Genomic DNA, 18245 nt, shown 5'->3' on the forward strand with positions numbered 1-18245 from the left:
TCGGTCATGACCTCGCGCGCGGACAAGCTCGGCCGGTTGGTCTCGCTCGTGAAGCTCCAGCTCCGGCTGTCCGAGTGGCAGCTCGCGCATCTGCGGCAGCAGGAGCGCAGCTTGCAGGACGAGCAGGAATGGCTGGTCGGAGCCCTGAACGATGGCAAGCCGCCGGCGGGATCATCGAGCGAATCGATCGCGCGGCGCCTGACCAGGACCAGCGTCGGCACGCGCGCGATTCAGGCGCAGGCCTCGCAGCAGCTCGACCAGGTTCGCGCGGAGAGCCGCCGTGTGAAGCAGTTCGAGCAGGTCGCCAAGGCGGCGCTCGCGGACAAGCGTCGCGACGCCGAGAAGAAATCGCTCGAGGAGATGACGGGAACAAGTCTCACCGTGCGCGAGTGGACGCCACGGCCAGCCAACCGGAACAAGACATGATCGTGACAGCGACACCCGACCTCGTCCTCGACGTCCTCGATGCCGCCGACCCGGTAGCGCAGCGCGCGGCGACCGCCAAGCTCGATGCGCTGAAATCATCGGACACGGATTTCGCCGCCACGATGGACGCGGAGGTCGGCAAGGCGAAGGCGGCCGCTGCAGAACAATCCGCGTCGAAGGTTTCGGAAGCGCCGTCGGGTGCGGTGAACGGGGCGCCGGTGCAGGTGATCAAGGCGCCGGCATCCGGCGAGGTGTATCGGAAGTTCGAGGCTTTCATCCTCCAGACCTTCGTCGAGACGATGTTGCCGAAGGAGTCGGAGGAGGTCTTTGGCAAGGGTACGGCCGGTGGCGTCTGGAAGTCGATGCTGGCGGAGCAACTTGGTGCTCAGCTGGCAAAGGGCAAGGGCATTGGCATTGCCAAGCAGCTCGCCGCCGCGCATCCGGCCGGGCCGGACGTTACGGGCAAGGCCGGATGACGATCCGGGAATGGGTGACAGAAGTTGAAGGGTGAATTTCCTATGCAGGCACATGAAGGCGCGGCGGCCCTGGTGATGGAGCAGCCGGTCGTGGACACCGAGGCGATGACGACGGCAGCCGCGCCCGGTGATGCGCTGTTGCCCGTGCTGCTCTCGAATGTCGGTGGCGAGTTGGCGAACGAAGGCGCGGATACAGCGAGGTCGGATGAGGTGCGGGGCCTGCTGGCTGCGATCCGCCGGCTCGAAAGCATCGTTGAGGAAGAGACGGTCGCGCTCGGTACGGGCAAGAAGATCGATTTCGACGAGTTCAGCGCCCGGAAGAGCCGGAGTATGCTGGAATTCGTCCGCCTGATGCGGGCCCGAATGCATCTCGGCGGCGAGGTCGAGATCACCGAGGAGATCCAGCGGTTGCGCGAGAAACTTGAGCGAAATCGTTCTCTCCTCGAAATGCACTACGACGCGGTACGCGAGGTCGCGACCATAATCGTCAAGGCCATCAGGGACGCCGAGTCGGACGGCACCTATACCGGTCGAGCAGCACAGGACGGAAGATGATCAGACTGGTGCTGGCCGGGCTCTGGGTATGCATCCTCACCGCGGGCACGAGCTATGCCGTCGCGTATTGGAAGGAAAACGGCACCCTGTTGCCGGCGAAGGACGAATATCTCGACGGGCTGCAGTATCAGAAGACGCGGGCGCTGAGCGTGCCCATGGTCGAGGGTGGCAACGTGCAGGGCTACATCGTCGCGCGCTTCGTCTACACCGTGGAGGCGCGGACCATGCACCAGCTCAACGTTCCGCCCGAGCCGTTCGTCGTGGACGAAGCCTTCCGCAGGATCTATGCCGACGACCGCCTCGATTTCAGGAAACTCGCCCGTTACGACCTCTCCATCCTCACGACGGCCATCAAGCAGCGCGTCAATGAGCGGATGCAGGCCGAAGTCGTCCAGGATGTCCTGGTCGAGGACTTCAACTACGTGTCGAAGGAAGAATTCCAGCAGAAGCCCTAGGTGTCGCGGCGCCTCGCGTCGCGAAGCTTGGCATCTGTTCCGGCGTTTCCGCCGCTGAAAGTACAACGGCCTCTGCGAAATTGGTTCGCAGAGGCCGTTGTCGTTTTCGTGGCAGTACCCTGCCGATCAGTTTCCGGCCGGATACGCCGCTGGGGCGACATGCGCCCTGTTCAGGAGGATGCCGACCTCGTCGAGTTCCTGCATCGGCACGTCGATGGTCTCCCCCGCCGGGATGTCGAGACGGTATCCTACGTAGCGCCGGGCCACGATCGCATCGAATCCGAGGCGGTCGCGGAGTTTCTTGCGCAGCTTGCTGACGTGGCTCTCGATCACGCTCTCGTCGAAGGTCGCCTCGAAGATGCCGTAGACCGCGTTGAAGATCTGCGTCTTGGTGACCCACTTGCCGTGGTTGCTGACCATATATTCGAGGATGCGCAGTTCGCGTCGGGGCAGGGTGAGGGCGTGGCCCGCGATCTCGGGGTCACGTCCGTTGAAAAAGACCTGGATCCTGGTCTCGCAGGGCCTCGGCAGTTCCCCGACCCGGCGGCGCGCGATCGCGGCCGTTCGAGCGAGGATCTCGCGGAGATGAATCGGCACGTGCACGACGTCATCGACGCCCGATTCGAACAGCTCCAGCGTGTTCTTGAGCATCTTCTGGCCGCTCATGGCGATGATGGGAGCCGAGGAGCGCTTGCGCATCGCCCGCGGCAGGCTTCCGCGAGCGTCGCAATCCCCGAGGAGGAAGGCGTCCACCGCAGCCAAATCCGATTCACTCGCAGATTGCAGCCAGTCCCAGAATTCTCCGGAGGAGAAGCCGATCGACGATACACCTTCGCGAACGAGCCCTCCGACATAGCTGTTCGTGACGCTCTCGCGATCATCAACGATAATATACATCAGTCTTTCGCCCCTGTTTCGCACTTGCTGCGGCCGGTTCGTTGTTGTGATGCCCGGCTCGGCAGCGGTGCTGTTTGACGACATTCCTTCCCGCGAACCGTTATTATGGTTTCATATTCGCGGGCAGCCCTACGCATTCAGTGCCTGCGTCTCGCAGGCCTGCTACTTCGACTCGATACTGAACGCCTACTGCGTGAGGCCCGGCGGGTGTCTTACGGATCACCTCGCGGAGCGGATTGAGAAAGCGACCTAGAACAGTTGCGCCAAGTTGCTCATCGCGTCCGAACGCTACTGTACTGTGTCGTTCTCCTCGCTAACTGGCGAGAATCACTTGAGTAGGACCGTAACAATTGCCGATTCCCGATCAAGCGTGCGCAACAAAGCGGTTGCTACGCGTGCTTGATACTGTTGGTTTGTTTCGAGTTGTTTCTTTGTATGTACAATCGCATCAGTTGATTTGGAATTAAAACTAGTTTTGCACCTTGGCGGTTCTAAAGGTCCGCATCCCCGTATGAATACAGCCTTTTCAGGCGATGCCGCGGTTCATGCACATCGGGAGGTTTTCAACCCGGGATTGACTCTCGTCGCCCTGTTTCCACATGCGACAATTCGACTCATGTATGGCAAGGCGACTCCAGCTTGGCGAAATCTTGACGGAGGTGTGTCTTTCGAGTCGCACTCTCGCCACGTGTATGACGCGTTTGACTCATGTGGCGTCGCTTCGCGCGCGATGAAAAGATTTCGATGCGCACGTTTCAGGCAAGCTTCGGCACATAACGTCACCGTTCGATAGGTCGAACCGAACGGAGCATTCTCACATGTTGTCCGATGGACAAGCTCGCCCCAACGCGACCGCCAATGTTTCCGCAGCGGCGAAGCCGGCTGCGGAGGCGCGCGATGCCGGGGACAATGCGACGGGAGCCGCCAGGCCTGCTGCGACGACCAGGCGTGTGTCGGCAGCGGCGAGTGATGAAACTCTGGCGAAAGAGGCGCTCGAGGGTCTGAAGCGTATTCGCGCCAAGGCGCGGCTCGACAAGATGGCGATACACAAGCCTGCGCCGGTCGTGATCAAGCCGGCCGTGATCGTGGCCAAGCCGCCGCCGCCGCGTCCGACATGGGTCGCGCCGCTCGCGACATTGGCAGTCGCTGCGATGGTGGTGGTCTGCGCCTGCACTGGCGTGATCGTCTATCTCACCACGCAGCCCGTCCAGAGCAATGTCGCGGCCAATACGGAGATCAGGAATCTGCGCGAGACGGTGGCGCAATTGCGCAAGCAGATGTCGGGCGTGTCCGACAATCTCGACGGCCTGCGCACGGCGGTCGATCAATCGAACAAGGCGACCAATGACCGTTTCGGCCGTTTTGGCGAGAACCTGGATCGCATCGAGCGGGTGAGCTCGTCCTCGACGGTGAAGCTCGACAAGCTTGCCCAGGCGCAGGCCCAGGCTCCGACGCCCGTTGCCTCACAAACACAGCCAATGCCGATGATGGCTTCAGTCGCGGCGCCCGAGGTCACGGGATCGGTGTCTCCGTCCGAGCGCATGTCGGCGCCGCGCAAGACCATCAAGGGCTGGTCGGTCCGCCAGGCCTATGAAGGGATTGCGATCCTGCAAGGCCCGAACGGCGTCGTCGAGGCCGTGCTGGGACAGCAGGTGCCGGGCCTTGGCCGTATCGAGGAGATCAAAAACGAGAACGGACGTCTGGTGGTGGAGTCCAGCGGGGGCGTCATCTATTCGTCACGCAAGGCAACGCCCTGATCCAGGGCCGCCTTCTATTGGCGGTGGTGCTCGAAGCTGGTGCATAGCAGGTCGACCTCCGCCTCCGCGATCGGCGCGCGAAACAGGCGGCAGCTGAACTCGGCCGCCGTCTTGCTGTCCGTGGTGCGATCTTCGCGCAGGAAGATGCAGCGCTTGCAGACGTCGGTATGGTGCCGCTGTTCGGCCGCATCGGCCTGATCGAGCACATGCCGGAGCGTATCGCGAAAGCGAGTCTTGGCCTCGTCGTCGAGAACGGCAATCGGCTCGAGCAGAACGCTGATGGGGTCGCGCACGAGAAATTTCTTGCCCTGCTGCGTCACACTCAGCAACACAGAGCGCTTGTCCGTGGCGGAGCGCTTGCGCTCGATGTAGCCCAGCCGCTCGAGCTCGCCGATGACGAAAGAGGCGGTGCCGCGCGTGGTGCCAACGTAACTCGCGAGCGCCGAGGGCGTCCGGGAAAACCGGTTGGCGCGGGAGAGGAAACGCAGCGCCATCCATTCGCGGTCGCGCAGGCCATGCTTGGCGCCTTCGAACCACAGGATACGGGCCATCTGTCCCAATAATTCGATCGCTTCGCGAGCCAAATGCATTTCAATTCCAGGTCGGATAAATCTTTATTCAATTGAGCTTCTGGCAGCGCAATCCGGGTGGTTGATAATGAAGCTCCCGAGAGAGACGGAACTTCTGGCGGTGGAACTAGAGCGTCACGAAGAAAGTTCGAGTAAATCGCCCGGCTCAACTGTTCTGAAAATTTCAGTCAAATAAACTGCGATTCGCCTGCAAAATCCCGATAGCGTACGACGGGGAGCAACATGATGTGCCCTTGCGACCACAGCAGAGCCCATTTGTTGCGGCGACGCGGTTCGAATAGCGCGAGCAGGCAGTTGCGCTGCAACTCGTGGCAGGGAAAGTGGAGGCGAGAGAACCACCGTTTTCGGTTAATGGATGTTGCGTCGCAATGCAGGCAGGCGGTTGAGTCCCAAATACGATCGAGCCCGGGAATGCCAGAGTATCGTCTGTGATCGAGCAAGCGAAGCCGTTCAACGTCAAGCGCGCAGCATTGGCCGCCACCGTCGGCAACATGCTCGAATTCTACGACTTCATCACCTACAGCTTCTTCGCCATCCAGATCGGCCATACCTTCTTCCCGACGGGAAGCGAGTACGGCAGCCTGATGTTGTCGCTGGCGACCTTCGGCGCCGGCTTCGTGACGCGGCCGATCGGCGGAATCGTGCTCGGGATCTATTCCGACCGCATCGGCCGGCGCCCCGCCATGCTGCTGAGCTTCGCGCTCATGGGGCTATCGATCCTGACCATCGCGCTCACGCCGTCCTATCAAGCGATCGGCCTTGCCGCGCCCATCATCGTGATCGCGGCGCGTATGACACAAGGCTTTGCCCTCGGCGGAGAGGTTGGGCCGACCACCGCCTATCTGATCGAGATTGCCCCGCCCGAGCATCGGGCGCTGGTGGTGGCATGGCAGCCGGCGAGCCAGGAGATCGCCGCGACCGCGGGCGCGCTCGTCGGCGTCATCCTGAGCCGGACGATGGCGCCGGAAATGCTCGACGCCTATGGCTGGCGGGTGGCGTTTCTGATCGGGGCGGTCTGCATACCGTTCGGGTTCTGGATGCGCCGAACGCTGCCCGAGACGATCCCGCAGGCCGAAGCCGGTGCCCCCACCGTCGAACACGTCAGTCATCTTTCGCAGGCGAGGCGCCACCTTGGCATCATCGGACTTGCGCTGATGATCCTGGCAAGCGGCACCATCTCGACCTACGTCACCCAGTACATGACGACCTATGCGCAGAACACGTTGCATGTGTCGTCCACACTGGCTTTCGCCGTGTCGCTGGTCAGCAACGGCATTCAGTTTGTCGGCGCACTGGTCGGAGGCTGGCTGGCAGATCGTCTCGGTCGCAAGCCGGTGATGATCTGGCCGCAGCTCGCAACGCTGCTGCTGACCTACCCGACCTTCCTGTGGATCGTCCATGCGCCGAGCGCGTTGTCGCTCCTGGCCGGTTTCGGTGTCCTGTCGGTCATCGGGTCGCTGCCATTCACTGCGTTCTACGCGACCTTCGTCGAGGCGCTGCCCCAGAACATTCGCGGTGGCGTGTTCGCGACCGTCTATGCGGTCGCGATCGCCAGCTTCGGCGGCACGGCGCAGCTCGTGGTCACCTGGCTCCTCCACCTCACCGGCAATCCGCTGGCGCCGGCCTGGTACCTGCTGCTTGCGGCAATCGTTGGACTTGTTGCGATGAGTCTGATGCCCGAGACTGCCCCGGGGAAGCAGCGTCAGGGCAAGGCCTGAAAGCGGCGTGCTCGCAGGCTGGTGATTTGCGTTTCACCGGCAATTATCGGCGAATGCGTCGCTTGGGGACAGGGCCAGGCATCAGGAAGGGATGAGCCGATGAGTATTGAAACCACCATGACATCCGACGTCGTCGGGCTGACCAAGGCCGCCCCGGTCTCGCGGCGCGGATTCATGAGCGCCACCGCGGCGGTTGCCGCCGGCTACACGCTTGCGGCCGGGCCCGTACGCGCCGAGGCGATCACGACAGACACCAGCGGTCTCCAGGCCGGCGACGCCAAGATCAAGATCGGCTCCGAAGAGATGCCTGCCTATCTCGCCCGCCCGGCCGGCAACACCAAGGCGCCGGTGATCATCGTGGCGATGGAGATCTTCGGCCTGCACGAATACATCAAGGACGTGACGCGGCGCCTCGCCAAGCTCGGCGCGTTCGCAGTCGCGCCTGACTATTACTTCCGCAAGGGTACCGATCTGACCAAGATCGCCGAGATCAAGGACCTGCTGCCGATCGTCAATGCCAAGCCGGACGCGGAGCTGCTGTCCGATCTCGATGCGACGGTGGCGTGGGCGGGATCGCAAGGCGGCGACACCGCGAAGCTCGGAATCATCGGCTTTTGCCGCGGTGGACGCACCGTCTGGGAATATGCCGCCCACAACGGCACGCTCAAGGCTGGCGTCGCCTTCTACGGTCCGCCGGTCGATGCTCCCAATCCGCTGTGGCCGAAAAGCCCGATGCAGCTGGCGCCCGAGATGAAGGCGCCGGTGCTCGGCCTCTATGGCGGCGCCGATACCGGCATTCCCGTCACCCAGGTCGAGCAGATGAAGGCTGCGCTCGAGCAGAACAAGAAGACGGCCGAATTCAAGATCTATCCGGAAGCGCCGCACGGCTTCCATGCCGACTACCGCGGCAGCTACCGCAAGGACGCCGCGGAAGATGCCTGGAAGCAGGCGCAGGCCTGGTTCAAGAAATACGGCGTTCTGAGCTGACTTCGCAGCATGATCCGGAAAAGCGTGTAGCGGTTTTCCGACAAGATCATGCTCAAACGATCCAAGAGGGCGATCCAATCGTCCGCCCTCTTTCCGATGCGGCGTGCCGATCTCATTTCACCATCGCGCCATAGACGATGTCCTGGACCTGCTCGCGATAAAATTTCCGCAGCTCGCCCGGCGCTGCCGTTCCGACAACCACGACGAGACGTTCCTTGGGATCGCAGAAGAACTGTGTCCCGTACGCGCCATTCCACGTGAACTCGCCGGGATTGCCGGGGACCGACGACAATCCCTCGCCGGTGCGGACAGCGACCGCGAGGCCAAAGCCGAAGCCGGCGCGATGCGGCTCGATGTTCGCCACGTTGTTCTTGATCTCGGGGCCGAGATGATTGGTCGTCATGTGATGCACGGTCTTGGGACCGAGGACGCGCTGGCCGTCGAGCTCGCCGCCGTTGAGCAGCATCTGCCCGAAGCGGATGTAATCGCCGACGGTTGCGAACGAGCAGGCGCCGCCGCAGTCGGATTTTGTCGGCGTGTCCAAAAGCTTGATGGCTTGCGGCTTGCCGGTCAGCGGATCGTTGGCGAACGGGCGGGCGAGGCGAGGGCGCTGTGCGTCGGTCGGATGGAAGGTCGCGTCCTTCATGCCGAGCGGTCGCCAGACATTGGCGGCGAGATAGTCGCCGAGCTTCTGCTCGCTCACCTTCTCGACCACAGCACCAAGTACGTCGATCGAAAAACCGTATTCGAACTCGGTCGAGGGTTGATGCGCCAGCGGCAGCTTTGTGATGCGATCGATGAACGCCTGGGTGTCGCCTTCGATCGCCGGCGCGGTGCCTTCAGGATATTGTCGCGCAAGCATGCTTGAGCTGTCCGGGCGGCCGCCATACATCAGGCCGGACGTGTGCCGGTAGAGATCGTGAATGAAGATCGGCGATGCCTGCGGTTCGAGCTTCAATGAACCGTCGGCCTGCTGAACGCCGACCTTCATGTCGGCAAAGCCGGGATAATAGTCGGACAGCTTGGCCTGGAGCGGCAGCTTGCCCTGCTCCATCAATGTCAGGCCCGCGACTGCGGCCATCGGCTTGGTCATCGATGCCAGCGCGAAGATCGCGTCAATAGGCATCGGCGTGCCCTTGTCCGGATCCAGCATGCCATAGGCCTTGTAGTGCACAAGCTTGCCGTCACGGGCGATCGCGACGACCGCGCCGGGGACGCGCTTGGCGGCGATCTCACGCGCGAAGAAATTGTCGAGCCGTGCAAGGCCTTGTTTCGAGAAGCCGGCGTCGTCGGGACTGGCTTCGGGCAGCGGCGCGGCGCGCGCTGCACCAAGCGTGATGACGGCAGCCGCCGCGACCATGGCGATCGTCTTCATTGTATCCTCCCAAGCGCGGGCTCGTTATGCAGTGGCCCCGCTGAGTGGTTAGATCACGACCGCACCGGCGCGAAGTCAAGCGCAGGCAGGGCATGTCTGGGACGCCGGGAATGCCGGAACCCTATCGTCCCTCACCCGCGTGCCACAACGCATCCAGAGCATGGCGGTAGGTCGGATAAGCAAGTGTAACGCCGAGCTCGCGCTTCAATTTCGCGTTGGAGACACGGACGCTGCTGGCATAGAAGCTGCGCGCTATCGGCGACATCCCGGCGGTCTCGAAGGCCTCTTCGGGCGGCGGCGCAACGTTCATCAGCTTCGCCGCGTAGGCGATCACGTCCTGCGGCGGCGCCGGCTCGTCGTCGCAGACGTTCCAGGTGCCGCCGCTCGCGTGATGAACCGCGGCCGTGATCGTGCTTGCGATGTCGTCGACATGGATGCGGTTGAACAATTGTCCCGGCTTGATGATGCGCCGGGCCCTTCCCGCGCGCAGCGTCACCAGCGCGTTACGGCCGGGGCCGTAGATGCCCGCCAGCCGCAGGATCGCGGCGTTGCCGCGCGTTATGTCCGTCCAGGCCCGCTCGGCAGCGACCCGCATACGGGTGCGGTCGAGGATGGCCTGCGGCGGTGTGCTCTCGTCGACCCATCCGCCGCCGTGATCGCCATACACGCCGATGGTCGAGAGATAGATGACTTTGCGCCGGCCCGCCGCCAGCACGTCGCCGAACGCGGCGATGGCGGGATCGCCGGCGCTGCCGGGCGGGATCGATACGAGAAGGACGTCGGCGTCGCCGATACGTTCGACCGTCTCGTGCGCGGGGCTGCCGCCGGAAAAGGCATGCATCTCGATGCCGGCGGGGTCATCTCGCTTCGCGGGATCGCGCACGGTGGCGGCGATATGTGAGAAGGTGCCGCCAAACCTGCGGACGAAATGCCCAGCGCTGTAGCCAAGGCCAAGGATGAAGAGCCGCATGTGTCCGCCGTGCTGGTTCCGTTCGCGCCGTTGCGCGTGTCTCCGCTCATAAGGGATTTTTGGGTCCGGCAAAAGATATTGCAATTTTACTCGCACGCTGCCTCGGGCGATGCTCACTTGTCACAGCGGCAGGAGGGACGGATCGATCATGCAGGCAGAAGCGCCCGCCATAGTGCCATGTGACGCCGCTGAGCTGATCCGGCGCGCCGCAGCGCTGATCTTCGATATCGACGGCACCTTGGCCGAAACCGAGGAACTGCATCGGCAGGCCTTCAATTATGCCTTCGTTCGCCACGGTCTCGACTGGCAGTGGGACCGGGCCGTCTACAAGGACCTGCTGCGGGTCACCGGTGGCAAGGAGCGCATTCGCGCCTTCCATGGACGGCTGAAGATTGCTGCGCCATTGTCGGACGCGAACATCGCGGAACTCCACCGCATCAAGACCGCGCATTACGCCGAACTGGTCGAGACCGGCTGCTGCCCCTTACGGCCCGGCGTGACCGGTCTCCTCATTGCTGCCAAGGCGCGCGGCCAGCGGCTCGCGATCGCGACCACGACGTCCCACGGCAACATCGATGCGCTGCTGTCGCGGGCGCTGGGGACGCGCTGGTCCGCGGATTTTGAGGCGATCGTGGCCGGGGACGATGTGGAGCACAAGAAACCTGCGCCGGACGTCTATTTCGAGATCCTGGCGCGGCTGAAGCTCAAGGCGTCCGACTGCGTCGCGATCGAGGATTCCGCCAACGGCCTGATCGCGGCCTCGCGGGCGAAGATTCCCGTGCTCATCACCCGCAGCATGTTCTTCCGGGACGACGATTTCAGCGCGGCGCGGGTCGTGCTGGATGATTTGTCGGAGCTCGGATGAGGCCGCAGAACAAAAAAACTGAAAAACAACCCCATGCACAGTAGAAAGTGCCTGCGGGCCGGCCGCGTTCAGTGGACGCGGTGGCTCGTTCTATCATCCTCAGCCTGCTCGACAATCTGCGCGATTGGGCTCGACTGATGATGCACCAGCCGCCATCCGTCGCCGACCCGCCGAAAATGGTTGGCAGCAGCCAAAGCGGTGCCGTCAACGATCTCGATGCAGAGCACGCGCGCGCTGTCGCCGTCGACGATGGCCTGCGGTTCGGCGCAGACGATCTGCGGCCGCTGCGGGTTTTGCAGGATATCGCGCCAGCTTCCGATCACCGTGGCGCGCCCGATAATCGCCGGCCAGCCGGGATGGATGCAGGAAATGGCGTCGTCATCTGCCCACATCTGTTCCATACCGTCGAAGTCGCCGGTTGAAAAGGCGGCGTAAAAGGCCGCGTTGGCGGCGATGATCTTGCTGTCCTTTGCCATGCTTCTCGGGTGGGGCAATGACAGGCAAAAATCAAGCGCGACTTCCGTCGGCTTTCTGTTCGATCTGGACCGCAGTGCAGCATGCCTGCTTTGTGGTCACGCGGAGAGGTGCGTCTCCACCGCCCGCCGCGCGCCATCCTCAAAGAGACGGCCAAGCGCCGCGGTCACGGCCTCGCGCAGGCGCGGCTCGGCACCTAGCGGCCCGAACACTTTTCCGACGCCGAGCAGTGCGGGCGCCAATCGCTCGGCGACGGGGCCTGCCTCGCGCGCCAAGCCAGCGAACTCGGCGGCGAGCGGATCGCGCACGTCGATGGCGCGGCCTTGCTCGTCGAGGCCGGTGACGTAGCGCATCCAGCCGGCCACGGCGAGCGCATGCGTCGCGACCGGTAAATTCTTAAGCAGGCGATCCTGCATCGCGCCAAGCAGCCGCTGCGGCAGCTTTTGCGATCCATCCATCGCGATCTGCCAGGTACGATGATGCAGCGCCGGATTTGCGAAGCGCTTGAGCAGCGAGGCGCGATAGGCGGCCAGATCGGCACCGGCAGGCATTGTCAGCGTCACCGCGGCCTCCTCCATCACCTGCGCGGCAAGACGCGCGAAATGCGGATTCAGCATGGTGTCGGCGATGGTCTCGTAGCCGGCGAGATAGGCGAGATAGGCGAGCGCGGAATGGCTGGCGTTGAGCAGCCGCAGCTTCATCAGCTCGAACGGCTTGACATCAGTGACGAGCTCGACGCCCGCGGCGGCAAGGTCAGGCCGGCCCGCCGTGAAGCGATCTTCGACCACCCATTGCGTGAACGGCTCGGTCATGACGGGCCAGGCGTCGCGCAAGCCGAGCGCGGATGAAACCGTATCGCGGTCGCTATCCGTCGTCTCCGGCACGATGCGGTCGACCATGGTCGAGGGGAAGGCCGCTGTATCCGTAATCCACTTGCCGAGGTCCTTCGAGCGCAGCGCTGCGAACTGCGTCACGATCCGCTGCACGGTGTGGCCATTGGCGGCGAGGTTGTCGCAGCTCAGCACGGTGAAGGGCGGGGCACCCAGTGCTCGCCGCCGCGCCAGTGCCGCAACGATGAAGCCGGGCGCCGAACGCGGCGCGTCGAAACTGTTGAGATCGTGCACGACATCAGGATGCCGCTCGTCGAGATCGCCGGTCTGCGGCGTGTGGCAATAGCCCTTTTCGGTGACGGTGAGGGAGACGATACGAATGGCGGGATCGGCCATCCGCTCGATCAGCCGCGCCGGGCTCTCGCGCGCGACCACGCTGTCGAGCAGCGCGCCGATCACCCGGTGCTGGGTGCCTTCGGCCGCACGAACCGCAACCGTATAGAGATGGTCCTGCGGGGCGAGGGCGTCGCGCGTGTCAGGGCTGCGCAGGCTCGCGCCGACGATGCCCCACGACGCGGCGCCGGCGGCAAGGCAATCGTCGATGAATACGGCCTGATGGGCGCGATGAAAGGCGCCGAGGCCGAGATGCACGATGCCGGGCGTGACCCGCGAACGGTCATAGGCCGGGCGGCGGATGCCAGGTGGCAGCCGGTCGAGATTGGCGCGGCCAAGGCGCGTTGAACCAAGGCGCATGGACGTATCTCCCCTTGCTTTGCCGCTGCTTGACATGGCGTCTGTCCTCGGTCAATGCTGCGGTCAATTGGTAAGACCAATTTTCCAAAATTGGCGGGCTGACGGGATCAACCCGGTTCGGCCCTTTCAGGGAGGACCAGCGTGCCGCTGGAAGCTGTGGAGGCGAGACGGCTTTATCGCCAGGTCGCCGATCAATTGCGAAGCCTGATCGACAGCGGTGAATACGCGGTCGGCAGCCGCTTGCCGACCGAGCGCGAGCTCGCCGAGCAGCTCAAGATCTCGCGGCCGACTGTGCGCGAAGCCCTGATCGCGCTCGAGGTCGAAGGCCGCCTCCGCATCCGTGTCGGCTCCGGCATCTACGTGATCGAGCCCGCCGCCGTTGCGGCGCCCGCGCCTGCTTCCGTCATCGAGGGCCCGTTCGAGCTGCTGCGCGCCCGCGAATTCCTGGAGAGCGCCATCGCCGAAGAAGCCGCGCGCGTGGCGACGAAGGGCGACATTGCCCGCATCGATGCGTCCCTTGTCGCGATGGAGAATGTAGAGCACCCCGGCGAAGCCTCGATGGTCCACGACCGCGCCTTCCACATCGCGATCGCCGGAAGCCTCGGCAATGCCGTCCTCGTGCGCGTGGTCGGCGAGCTGTTCGACCAGCGCCTCAATCCCTATTTCGCGCAGCTTGCGCATTATTTCGAGAGCCCCGGCACCTGGCGCATTGCGCTCGACGAGCATCACGCGGTGCGCGATGCGATCGCGGCGCATGATCCCGGGGCCGCGCGCGATGCGATGCGCGATCATCTTGCGCGATCCCAGGAGCGCTTTGCGCAGAACTTTGGCGCCGAGAACGCGGCAGGAGGGTCGTCCGGGCGCGCGGCGCAATCGACGGCAAAGCCGTCAAAACCGGAACATGCGCCGAAGAAGAAACGGGCTGCGAGCAGCAGCGCGCGGCGGCGATGAGATTGAGCGGTCCGCATCCAGGTCGGGGCGGGCGGACAAGAAGCAGACTTAGAAGATGGAGGAAAAATCAGTGTTGAGAAAGATCGCAACGGTGCTGGCGGTCTCGGCCGCGGCCATGTTTGCTACGACCAATGCCGGCATGGCGCAGACCAAGCTCAAATGGGCGCATGTCTATGAGACGTCGGAGCCGTTCCATACCGCCTCGGTCTGGGCCGCGCAGGAGATCGGAAAGCGCACCAACGGGCGTTATGCGATCGACGTCTATCCGGCGTCGCAGCTCGGCAAGGAAGCCGACATCAACCAGGGCCTCTCGCTCGGCTCGGTCGACATCATCATTTCCGGATCGAGCTTCGCGGCCAAGAGCTTTCCGCCGATCGGCGTGACCTACTATCCCTACACCTTCCGCGACGCCGACCATCTGCTCGCCTACACCAAGAGCGACATCTTCAAGGAGCTCGCCAAGGGCTATGAGGACAAGAGCGGCCACCATATCATCGCGGTGACCTATTACGGCGTGCGCCAGACCTCGTCGAACAAGCCGATCAAGACCTGTGCCGACCTCAAGGGCCTGAAGATGCGCGTGCCCGACGTTCCGGCCTATCTGGCGATGCCGCGCGCTTGCGGCGCCAACACTGCGCCGATCGCGTTCGCGGAAGTCTATCTCGCGCTCCAGAACGGCACGGTCGAGGCCCAGGAGAACCCGCTGACCACGATCGAAGCCAAGAAGTTCTACGAGGTGCAGAAGCACATCGTGCTGACCGGCCACATCGTCGATCACCTCAACACGGTGGTGGCGGGCGCGCTGTGGAAGAAGCTCAGCGACGAGGACAAGAAAATCTTCACGGACGTGGCGCAGGAAGCCGCCGCCAAGGCGACCGAGGAGATCAAGCAGAACGAAGCCAAGCTGGTCGCCTTCTTCAAGGAGAAGGGCCTGACCGTGACCGAGGTCGACAAGAAAGAGTTCCGCGACACCGTGCTGAAGAACGTCGCGTTCGAGACCTTCGGCTATCGCAAGGCCGACTGGGAGCGGATCCAGGACGTGAAATAACAATGGGTCGTCATTCCGGGCGCGCGCTTCGCGAGGCCCGGAATGACGCTCGGTACTTGAGGAGTAACCCCATGTCCACAGTCGAAACGCACCGGCAGATCACCGGGGACGAGATCGCCCATACCTTCGAGGAGGAGGCGACACCGAAGGTCGATCTCGGCATCTACGCTTTCGAGGACTGGGTCGCGCTGGCGATCTTCTGGGTAATGGCGCTCGCGGTCTTTCTCCAGTTCTTCACCCGCTACGTGCTCAACGACAGCTACGCCTGGACCGAGGAGATCGCGACCTACTGCCTGATCGGCGTGGTCTTCATCGGCTCCTCGATGTGCGTGCGGCTGTCGCGGCACATCCAGGTCGACCTCGTCTACCGCTATTTGCCGCACCTCGTGGCGCGCGCGCTGTCGACGGTGATCGACCTGATTCGGATCGCTTTCTTCGGCTACGCCATCAAGCTGGTCTGGGTCTACATCCAGATCATCGGCGACGAGTCCATGACCACGATCAATTTTCCCAAGGACTACGTCTACTACGCGGTGCTGCTCGGCTTCGTGCTGATGTTCGTGCGGTCGTTGCAGGTCGCAGTGCAGCATTTGCGACAGGGCTATTCGATCCTCGAACGTCCCGGCGCCTACGACGGTTTTGAAGGGTAGTTCCATGTTGCTGTTGCTTGGAGGCTTTCTCATCCTGATGCTGCTCGGCGTTCCCGTGGCGATCGCCATGGCCGCGTCGTCGCTGCTCTACATCCTGGTCAGCGGCGTGACGCCCGACGTCACGCTGGCGCAGCGCATGATCGCCGGCGTCGAGAGCTTTCCGCTGCTGGCCGTGCCGTTCTTCATCCTGGCCGGCAATCTCATGAACATCGCCGGCGTCACCGGGCGCATCTACAAGTTCGCCGTCGCGCTGGTCGGCTGGATGCGCGGCGGTCTCGGCCACGTCAACATCATCGGCTCGGTGATCTTCTCCGGCATGTCCGGCACCGCGATCGCGGATGCCGCCGGCCTCGGCACCATCGAGATCAAGGCGATGAAGGACCACGGCTATTCCACGGAATTCTCCGTCGGCGTCACCGCGGCCTCGGCCACGCTCGGGCCCATCATCCCGCCGTCGCTGCCGTTCGTGATCTACGGCATGATGGCGAATGTCTCGATCGGCGCGCTGTTTCTGGGAGGCGTCATTCCAGGCGTCGTCCTGACGCTGCTGATGATGGCCACCGTCACCTATTTCGCGCACAAGAACAAATGGGGCAGCGATACGCCGTTCTCATGGCCGCAATTGGGATCGGCGGGGCTCGAGATCGTCGTCGTACTGAGCTTTCCGATGGCTGTCTGGCTTCTGACGGTCGCCGGTCTCTCCACCAATTGGGCGGTTGGGCTTGGCCTAGTCGTGCTGCTCGCGATCGACTGGTACTTCGACTTCTCGGCGGTGATGGCGCTGATGGCGCCGGTGATCCTGATCGGTGGCATGACGCTCGGCTGGTTCACGCCGACGGAAGCCGCGGTCGCCGCCGTGATCTGGTCGCTGTTTCTCGGCCTGGTGCGCTACCGCACCATGACGATGAAGACGGTCGCGAAAGCGACCTTCGACACCATCGAGACCACGGCGTCGGTGCTGTTCATCGTCACGGCAGCCTCGATCTTCGCCTGGTTGCTCACGGTGTCGCAGGCGGCCCAGATGCTGTCGGACTGGATGCTCAGCATTACCCACAACAAATGGGTGTTCCTGGCACTCGCCAACGTCCTGATCCTGTTCGTCGGCTGCTTCATCGACACCACGGCGGCGATCACCATTCTGGTGCCGATCCTGCTGCCGATCGTGCTCAAGCTCGGCATCGACCCGATCCATTTCGGTCTGATCATGACGTTGAACCTGATGATCGGCCTGCTGCATCCGCCGCTCGGCATGGTCCTCTTCGTGCTCGCCCGCGTCGCCAAACTCTCGGTCGAGCGCACGACGATTGCGATCCTGCCATGGCTGGTGCCGCTGATGATCGCGCTGATCGCAATCACCTACATTCCTGAATTGACCCTCTGGCTGCCGAAATACATGGGACTTTCCAAATGACATCCACTTCTCTCGCCGCAACCCTGTTCGGTCCCGAAGATCTGCGCATGATCGAGCACCCGCTCGACAAGCTCGCTGATGGCATGGTGCGCATCCGCTTCGGCGCCGGCGGCATCTGTGGCTCGGACATGCATTATTTCCGTCATGCCCGGACCGGCGATTTCGTCGTGAAGTCGCCGCTGGTGCTCGGCCACGAGATCTCCGGCGAGGTCGTGGAGATCGCGGGCGCCGCGGCGAACCTGAAGGCCGGCGACCGCGTCGCCGTCAACCCGTCGCGCTGGTGCGGCCATTGCGTCGCTTGCCGCGAAGGCCGGCAAAACCTCTGCGAAAACATCTACTTCATGGGTTCGGCCTCGAAGACGCCGCACATGCAGGGCGGTTTTGCCGATTACTTCGATGCGATCCCGGCGCAATGCGTGAAGATCCCCGATCACGTGTCCTATCAGGCCGCGGCGCTGGCCGAGCCGCTCGCGGTCTGCCTGCACGCGGTCGCGCGTGCCGGCAACATCGAAGGCAAGCGCGGCATCATCTTCGGTGCCGGCCCGATCGGGCTTCTGACCATGCTCGCCGCGCGCCGCGCCGGCATGACCGATATCACGGTTGCCGACATCGCGCCGGCGCCGCTCGCCTTTGCAAGCCGCCTCGGCGCCTCTCACGTCGAAAACGTCGCGGGCGGTGAGGAAGGCCTGAAGGCACACAAGCCGCGTCGCGTCTCTACGATGTCGCCTTCGAGGTCTCGGGCACGGCTGCTGGACTCGCCAGCGCGATCGGCATCGTCAGGCGCGGCGGCATTGTCGTGCAGATCGGCAACCTTCCGGGCGGCCAGATCCCAGTGCCGGCCAATGCGGTGATGGCGAAGGAGATCGACCTTCGCGGCTCGTTCCGCTTCGGGCTCGAGTTCATGACCGCGGTGGAACTGATTTCTGCCGGCAGCGTCGACGTGCTGTCACTGGTCACCGCCGAGCGGCCGCTATCTACCGCGCCGGAGGCGCTGCGGCTGGCGCTCGACCGCTCGCAGAGCGTCAAGGTCGTGCTGACCGCGAATTGATCGGAGAAA

Annotated in this window: 18 protein-coding genes and 1 pseudogene; 13 read left to right on the forward strand and 6 right to left on the reverse strand. The window is 63.5% G+C overall.

What is annotated here, in order from left to right; genetic code table 11:
• The first annotated feature begins 6 nt into the window (after positions 1-6).
• The 4 genes from ABIB06_RS19745 to ABIB06_RS19760 are packed head-to-tail and all read left to right on the forward strand — an operon-like array spanning position 7 to position 1912.
• The gene (locus ABIB06_RS19745; protein ID WP_354050122.1) at positions 7-426 is read left to right on the forward strand and encodes a hypothetical protein; all 420 of its coding nucleotides are present in this window, start codon (positions 7-9) and stop codon (positions 424-426) included.
• Entirely contained in the window at positions 423-902 is a 480-nt protein-coding gene (locus tag ABIB06_RS19750; protein ID WP_247444812.1) for a rod-binding protein, read from the forward strand. Before ABIB06_RS19745 ends, ABIB06_RS19750 begins: the two co-directional genes overlap by 4 nt.
• Positions 903-944: 42 nt before the next feature.
• Positions 945-1457, forward strand: a complete 513-nt coding sequence (locus ABIB06_RS19755; RefSeq protein WP_354050124.1) for a flagellar biosynthesis protein FlgN — start codon at positions 945-947, stop codon at positions 1455-1457.
• Positions 1454-1912 (forward strand): hypothetical protein, encoded by a 459-nt coding sequence (locus ABIB06_RS19760; protein WP_354050126.1) that lies wholly within the window; start codon positions 1454-1456, stop codon positions 1910-1912. Before ABIB06_RS19755 ends, ABIB06_RS19760 begins: the two co-directional genes overlap by 4 nt.
• A 126-nt stretch (positions 1913-2038) precedes the next feature.
• Here ABIB06_RS19760 and ABIB06_RS19765 read toward each other — a convergent pair whose 3' ends face one another.
• Entirely contained in the window at positions 2039-2809 is a 771-nt protein-coding gene (locus tag ABIB06_RS19765; protein WP_354050128.1) for a response regulator transcription factor, read from the reverse strand.
• Positions 2810-3627: 818 nt separating this feature from the next.
• Here ABIB06_RS19765 and ABIB06_RS19770 point away from each other — a divergent pair.
• Positions 3628-4566, forward strand: a complete 939-nt coding sequence (locus tag ABIB06_RS19770) for a hypothetical protein (RefSeq protein WP_354050129.1) — start codon at positions 3628-3630, stop codon at positions 4564-4566.
• Positions 4567-4580: 14 nt separating this feature from the next.
• On the opposite strand, the gene ABIB06_RS19775 is transcribed toward ABIB06_RS19770, so the two are convergent.
• Entirely contained in the window at positions 4581-5156 is a 576-nt protein-coding gene (locus ABIB06_RS19775) for a MarR family winged helix-turn-helix transcriptional regulator (protein ID WP_354050130.1), read from the reverse strand.
• Positions 5157-5584: 428 nt separating this feature from the next.
• Between ABIB06_RS19775 and ABIB06_RS19780 the strand changes: the two genes are divergently transcribed.
• Together ABIB06_RS19780 and ABIB06_RS19785 are read left to right on the forward strand one after the other, a co-directional pair.
• Entirely contained in the window at positions 5585-6874 is a 1290-nt protein-coding gene (locus ABIB06_RS19780; RefSeq protein WP_354050132.1) for an MFS transporter, read from the forward strand.
• Between the two features lie 99 nt (positions 6875-6973).
• Positions 6974-7861: a dienelactone hydrolase family protein gene (locus ABIB06_RS19785; RefSeq protein WP_354050133.1), complete on the forward strand. Its 888-nt coding sequence runs from the start codon at positions 6974-6976 to the stop codon at positions 7859-7861.
• 112 nt (positions 7862-7973) lie between these two features.
• Here the strand turns inward: ABIB06_RS19785 and ABIB06_RS19790 are convergent, their stop codons facing one another.
• Both ABIB06_RS19790 and ABIB06_RS19795 read right to left on the reverse strand, forming a co-directional pair.
• The gene (locus ABIB06_RS19790; RefSeq protein WP_354050135.1) at positions 7974-9236 is read right to left on the reverse strand and encodes a serine hydrolase domain-containing protein; all 1263 of its coding nucleotides are present in this window, start codon (positions 9234-9236) and stop codon (positions 7974-7976) included.
• Between the two features lie 121 nt (positions 9237-9357).
• On the reverse strand, positions 9358-10206 hold the full coding sequence (locus ABIB06_RS19795; RefSeq protein ID WP_354050136.1) for an SDR family oxidoreductase: 849 nt from the start codon (positions 10204-10206) through the stop codon (positions 9358-9360).
• Between the two features lie 148 nt (positions 10207-10354).
• On the opposite strand from ABIB06_RS19795, the gene ABIB06_RS19800 reads away from it, so the two are divergent.
• Entirely contained in the window at positions 10355-11071 is a 717-nt protein-coding gene (locus tag ABIB06_RS19800; protein ID WP_354050138.1) for an HAD family hydrolase, read from the forward strand.
• 68 nt (positions 11072-11139) lie between these two features.
• Here ABIB06_RS19800 and ABIB06_RS19805 read toward each other — a convergent pair whose 3' ends face one another.
• Together ABIB06_RS19805 and ABIB06_RS19810 are read right to left on the reverse strand one after the other, a co-directional pair.
• On the reverse strand, positions 11140-11547 hold the full coding sequence (locus ABIB06_RS19805; RefSeq protein ID WP_247350762.1) for a nuclear transport factor 2 family protein: 408 nt from the start codon (positions 11545-11547) through the stop codon (positions 11140-11142).
• Positions 11548-11643: 96 nt separating this feature from the next.
• Positions 11644-13128 carry a mannitol dehydrogenase family protein gene (locus ABIB06_RS19810; protein ID WP_354050140.1) on the reverse strand — a complete coding sequence of 495 codons (1485 nt, stop codon included), beginning with the start codon at positions 13126-13128 and terminating at the stop codon, positions 11644-11646.
• Positions 13129-13269: 141 nt separating this feature from the next.
• Here ABIB06_RS19810 and ABIB06_RS19815 point away from each other — a divergent pair, with 141 nt between their 5' ends.
• The 5 genes and pseudogenes from ABIB06_RS19815 to ABIB06_RS19835 all read left to right on the forward strand — a co-directional run bounded on the left by ABIB06_RS19815 (position 13270) and on the right by ABIB06_RS19835 (position 18236).
• Entirely contained in the window at positions 13270-14079 is an 810-nt protein-coding gene (locus tag ABIB06_RS19815; protein ID WP_354050142.1) for a FadR/GntR family transcriptional regulator, read from the forward strand.
• Between the two features lie 55 nt (positions 14080-14134).
• Complete coding sequence (locus ABIB06_RS19820) at positions 14135-15127, forward strand: sialic acid TRAP transporter substrate-binding protein SiaP (RefSeq protein WP_502916555.1); 993 nt, start codon at positions 14135-14137, stop codon at positions 15125-15127.
• Positions 15128-15198: 71 nt separating this feature from the next.
• Positions 15199-15777, forward strand: a complete 579-nt coding sequence (locus ABIB06_RS19825; RefSeq protein ID WP_354050146.1) for a TRAP transporter small permease — start codon at positions 15199-15201, stop codon at positions 15775-15777.
• A 4-nt stretch (positions 15778-15781) separates the two neighbouring features.
• Positions 15782-17188: a TRAP transporter large permease gene (locus ABIB06_RS19830; protein ID WP_247350770.1), complete on the forward strand. Its 1407-nt coding sequence runs from the start codon at positions 15782-15784 to the stop codon at positions 17186-17188.
• Positions 17185-18236 (forward strand): annotated as a pseudogene (locus tag ABIB06_RS19835) (L-idonate 5-dehydrogenase). The gene ABIB06_RS19830 and the pseudogene ABIB06_RS19835 overlap by 4 nt, the downstream one beginning before the upstream one ends.
• Positions 18237-18245 lie beyond the last annotated feature (9 nt).

Source organism: Bradyrhizobium sp. LB8.2 (genome assembly GCF_040548035.1).
Lineage (GTDB): Bacteria > Pseudomonadota > Alphaproteobacteria > Rhizobiales > Xanthobacteraceae > Bradyrhizobium.

What these genes read in the sequence shown, in the direction of transcription:
- ABIB06_RS19745 (WP_354050122.1), top strand. Translation starts at nt 7, where the DNA reads ATGACCTCGCGCGCGGACAAGCTCGGCCGGTTGGTCTCGCTCGTGAAG.
- ABIB06_RS19750 (WP_247444812.1), top strand. Translation starts at nt 423, where the DNA reads ATGATCGTGACAGCGACACCCGACCTCGTCCTCGACGTCCTCGATGCC.
- ABIB06_RS19755 (WP_354050124.1), top strand. Translation starts at nt 945, where the DNA reads ATGCAGGCACATGAAGGCGCGGCGGCCCTGGTGATGGAGCAGCCGGTC.
- ABIB06_RS19760 (WP_354050126.1), top strand. Translation starts at nt 1,454, where the DNA reads ATGATCAGACTGGTGCTGGCCGGGCTCTGGGTATGCATCCTCACCGCG.
- ABIB06_RS19765 (WP_354050128.1), bottom strand. Translation starts at nt 2,809, where the DNA reads ATGTATATTATCGTTGATGATCGCGAGAGCGTCACGAACAGCTATGTC.
- ABIB06_RS19770 (WP_354050129.1), top strand. Translation starts at nt 3,628, where the DNA reads ATGTTGTCCGATGGACAAGCTCGCCCCAACGCGACCGCCAATGTTTCC.
- ABIB06_RS19775 (WP_354050130.1), bottom strand. Translation starts at nt 5,156, where the DNA reads ATGCATTTGGCTCGCGAAGCGATCGAATTATTGGGACAGATGGCCCGT.
- ABIB06_RS19785 (WP_354050133.1), top strand. Translation starts at nt 6,974, where the DNA reads ATGAGTATTGAAACCACCATGACATCCGACGTCGTCGGGCTGACCAAG.
- ABIB06_RS19790 (WP_354050135.1), bottom strand. Translation starts at nt 9,236, where the DNA reads ATGAAGACGATCGCCATGGTCGCGGCGGCTGCCGTCATCACGCTTGGT.
- ABIB06_RS19795 (WP_354050136.1), bottom strand. Translation starts at nt 10,206, where the DNA reads ATGCGGCTCTTCATCCTTGGCCTTGGCTACAGCGCTGGGCATTTCGTC.
- ABIB06_RS19800 (WP_354050138.1), top strand. Translation starts at nt 10,355, where the DNA reads ATGCAGGCAGAAGCGCCCGCCATAGTGCCATGTGACGCCGCTGAGCTG.
- ABIB06_RS19805 (WP_247350762.1), bottom strand. Translation starts at nt 11,547, where the DNA reads ATGGCAAAGGACAGCAAGATCATCGCCGCCAACGCGGCCTTTTACGCC.
- ABIB06_RS19810 (WP_354050140.1), bottom strand. Translation starts at nt 13,128, where the DNA reads ATGCGCCTTGGTTCAACGCGCCTTGGCCGCGCCAATCTCGACCGGCTG.
- ABIB06_RS19820 (WP_502916555.1), top strand. Translation starts at nt 14,135, where the DNA reads ATGGAGGAAAAATCAGTGTTGAGAAAGATCGCAACGGTGCTGGCGGTC.
- ABIB06_RS19825 (WP_354050146.1), top strand. Translation starts at nt 15,199, where the DNA reads ATGTCCACAGTCGAAACGCACCGGCAGATCACCGGGGACGAGATCGCC.
- ABIB06_RS19830 (WP_247350770.1), top strand. Translation starts at nt 15,782, where the DNA reads ATGTTGCTGTTGCTTGGAGGCTTTCTCATCCTGATGCTGCTCGGCGTT.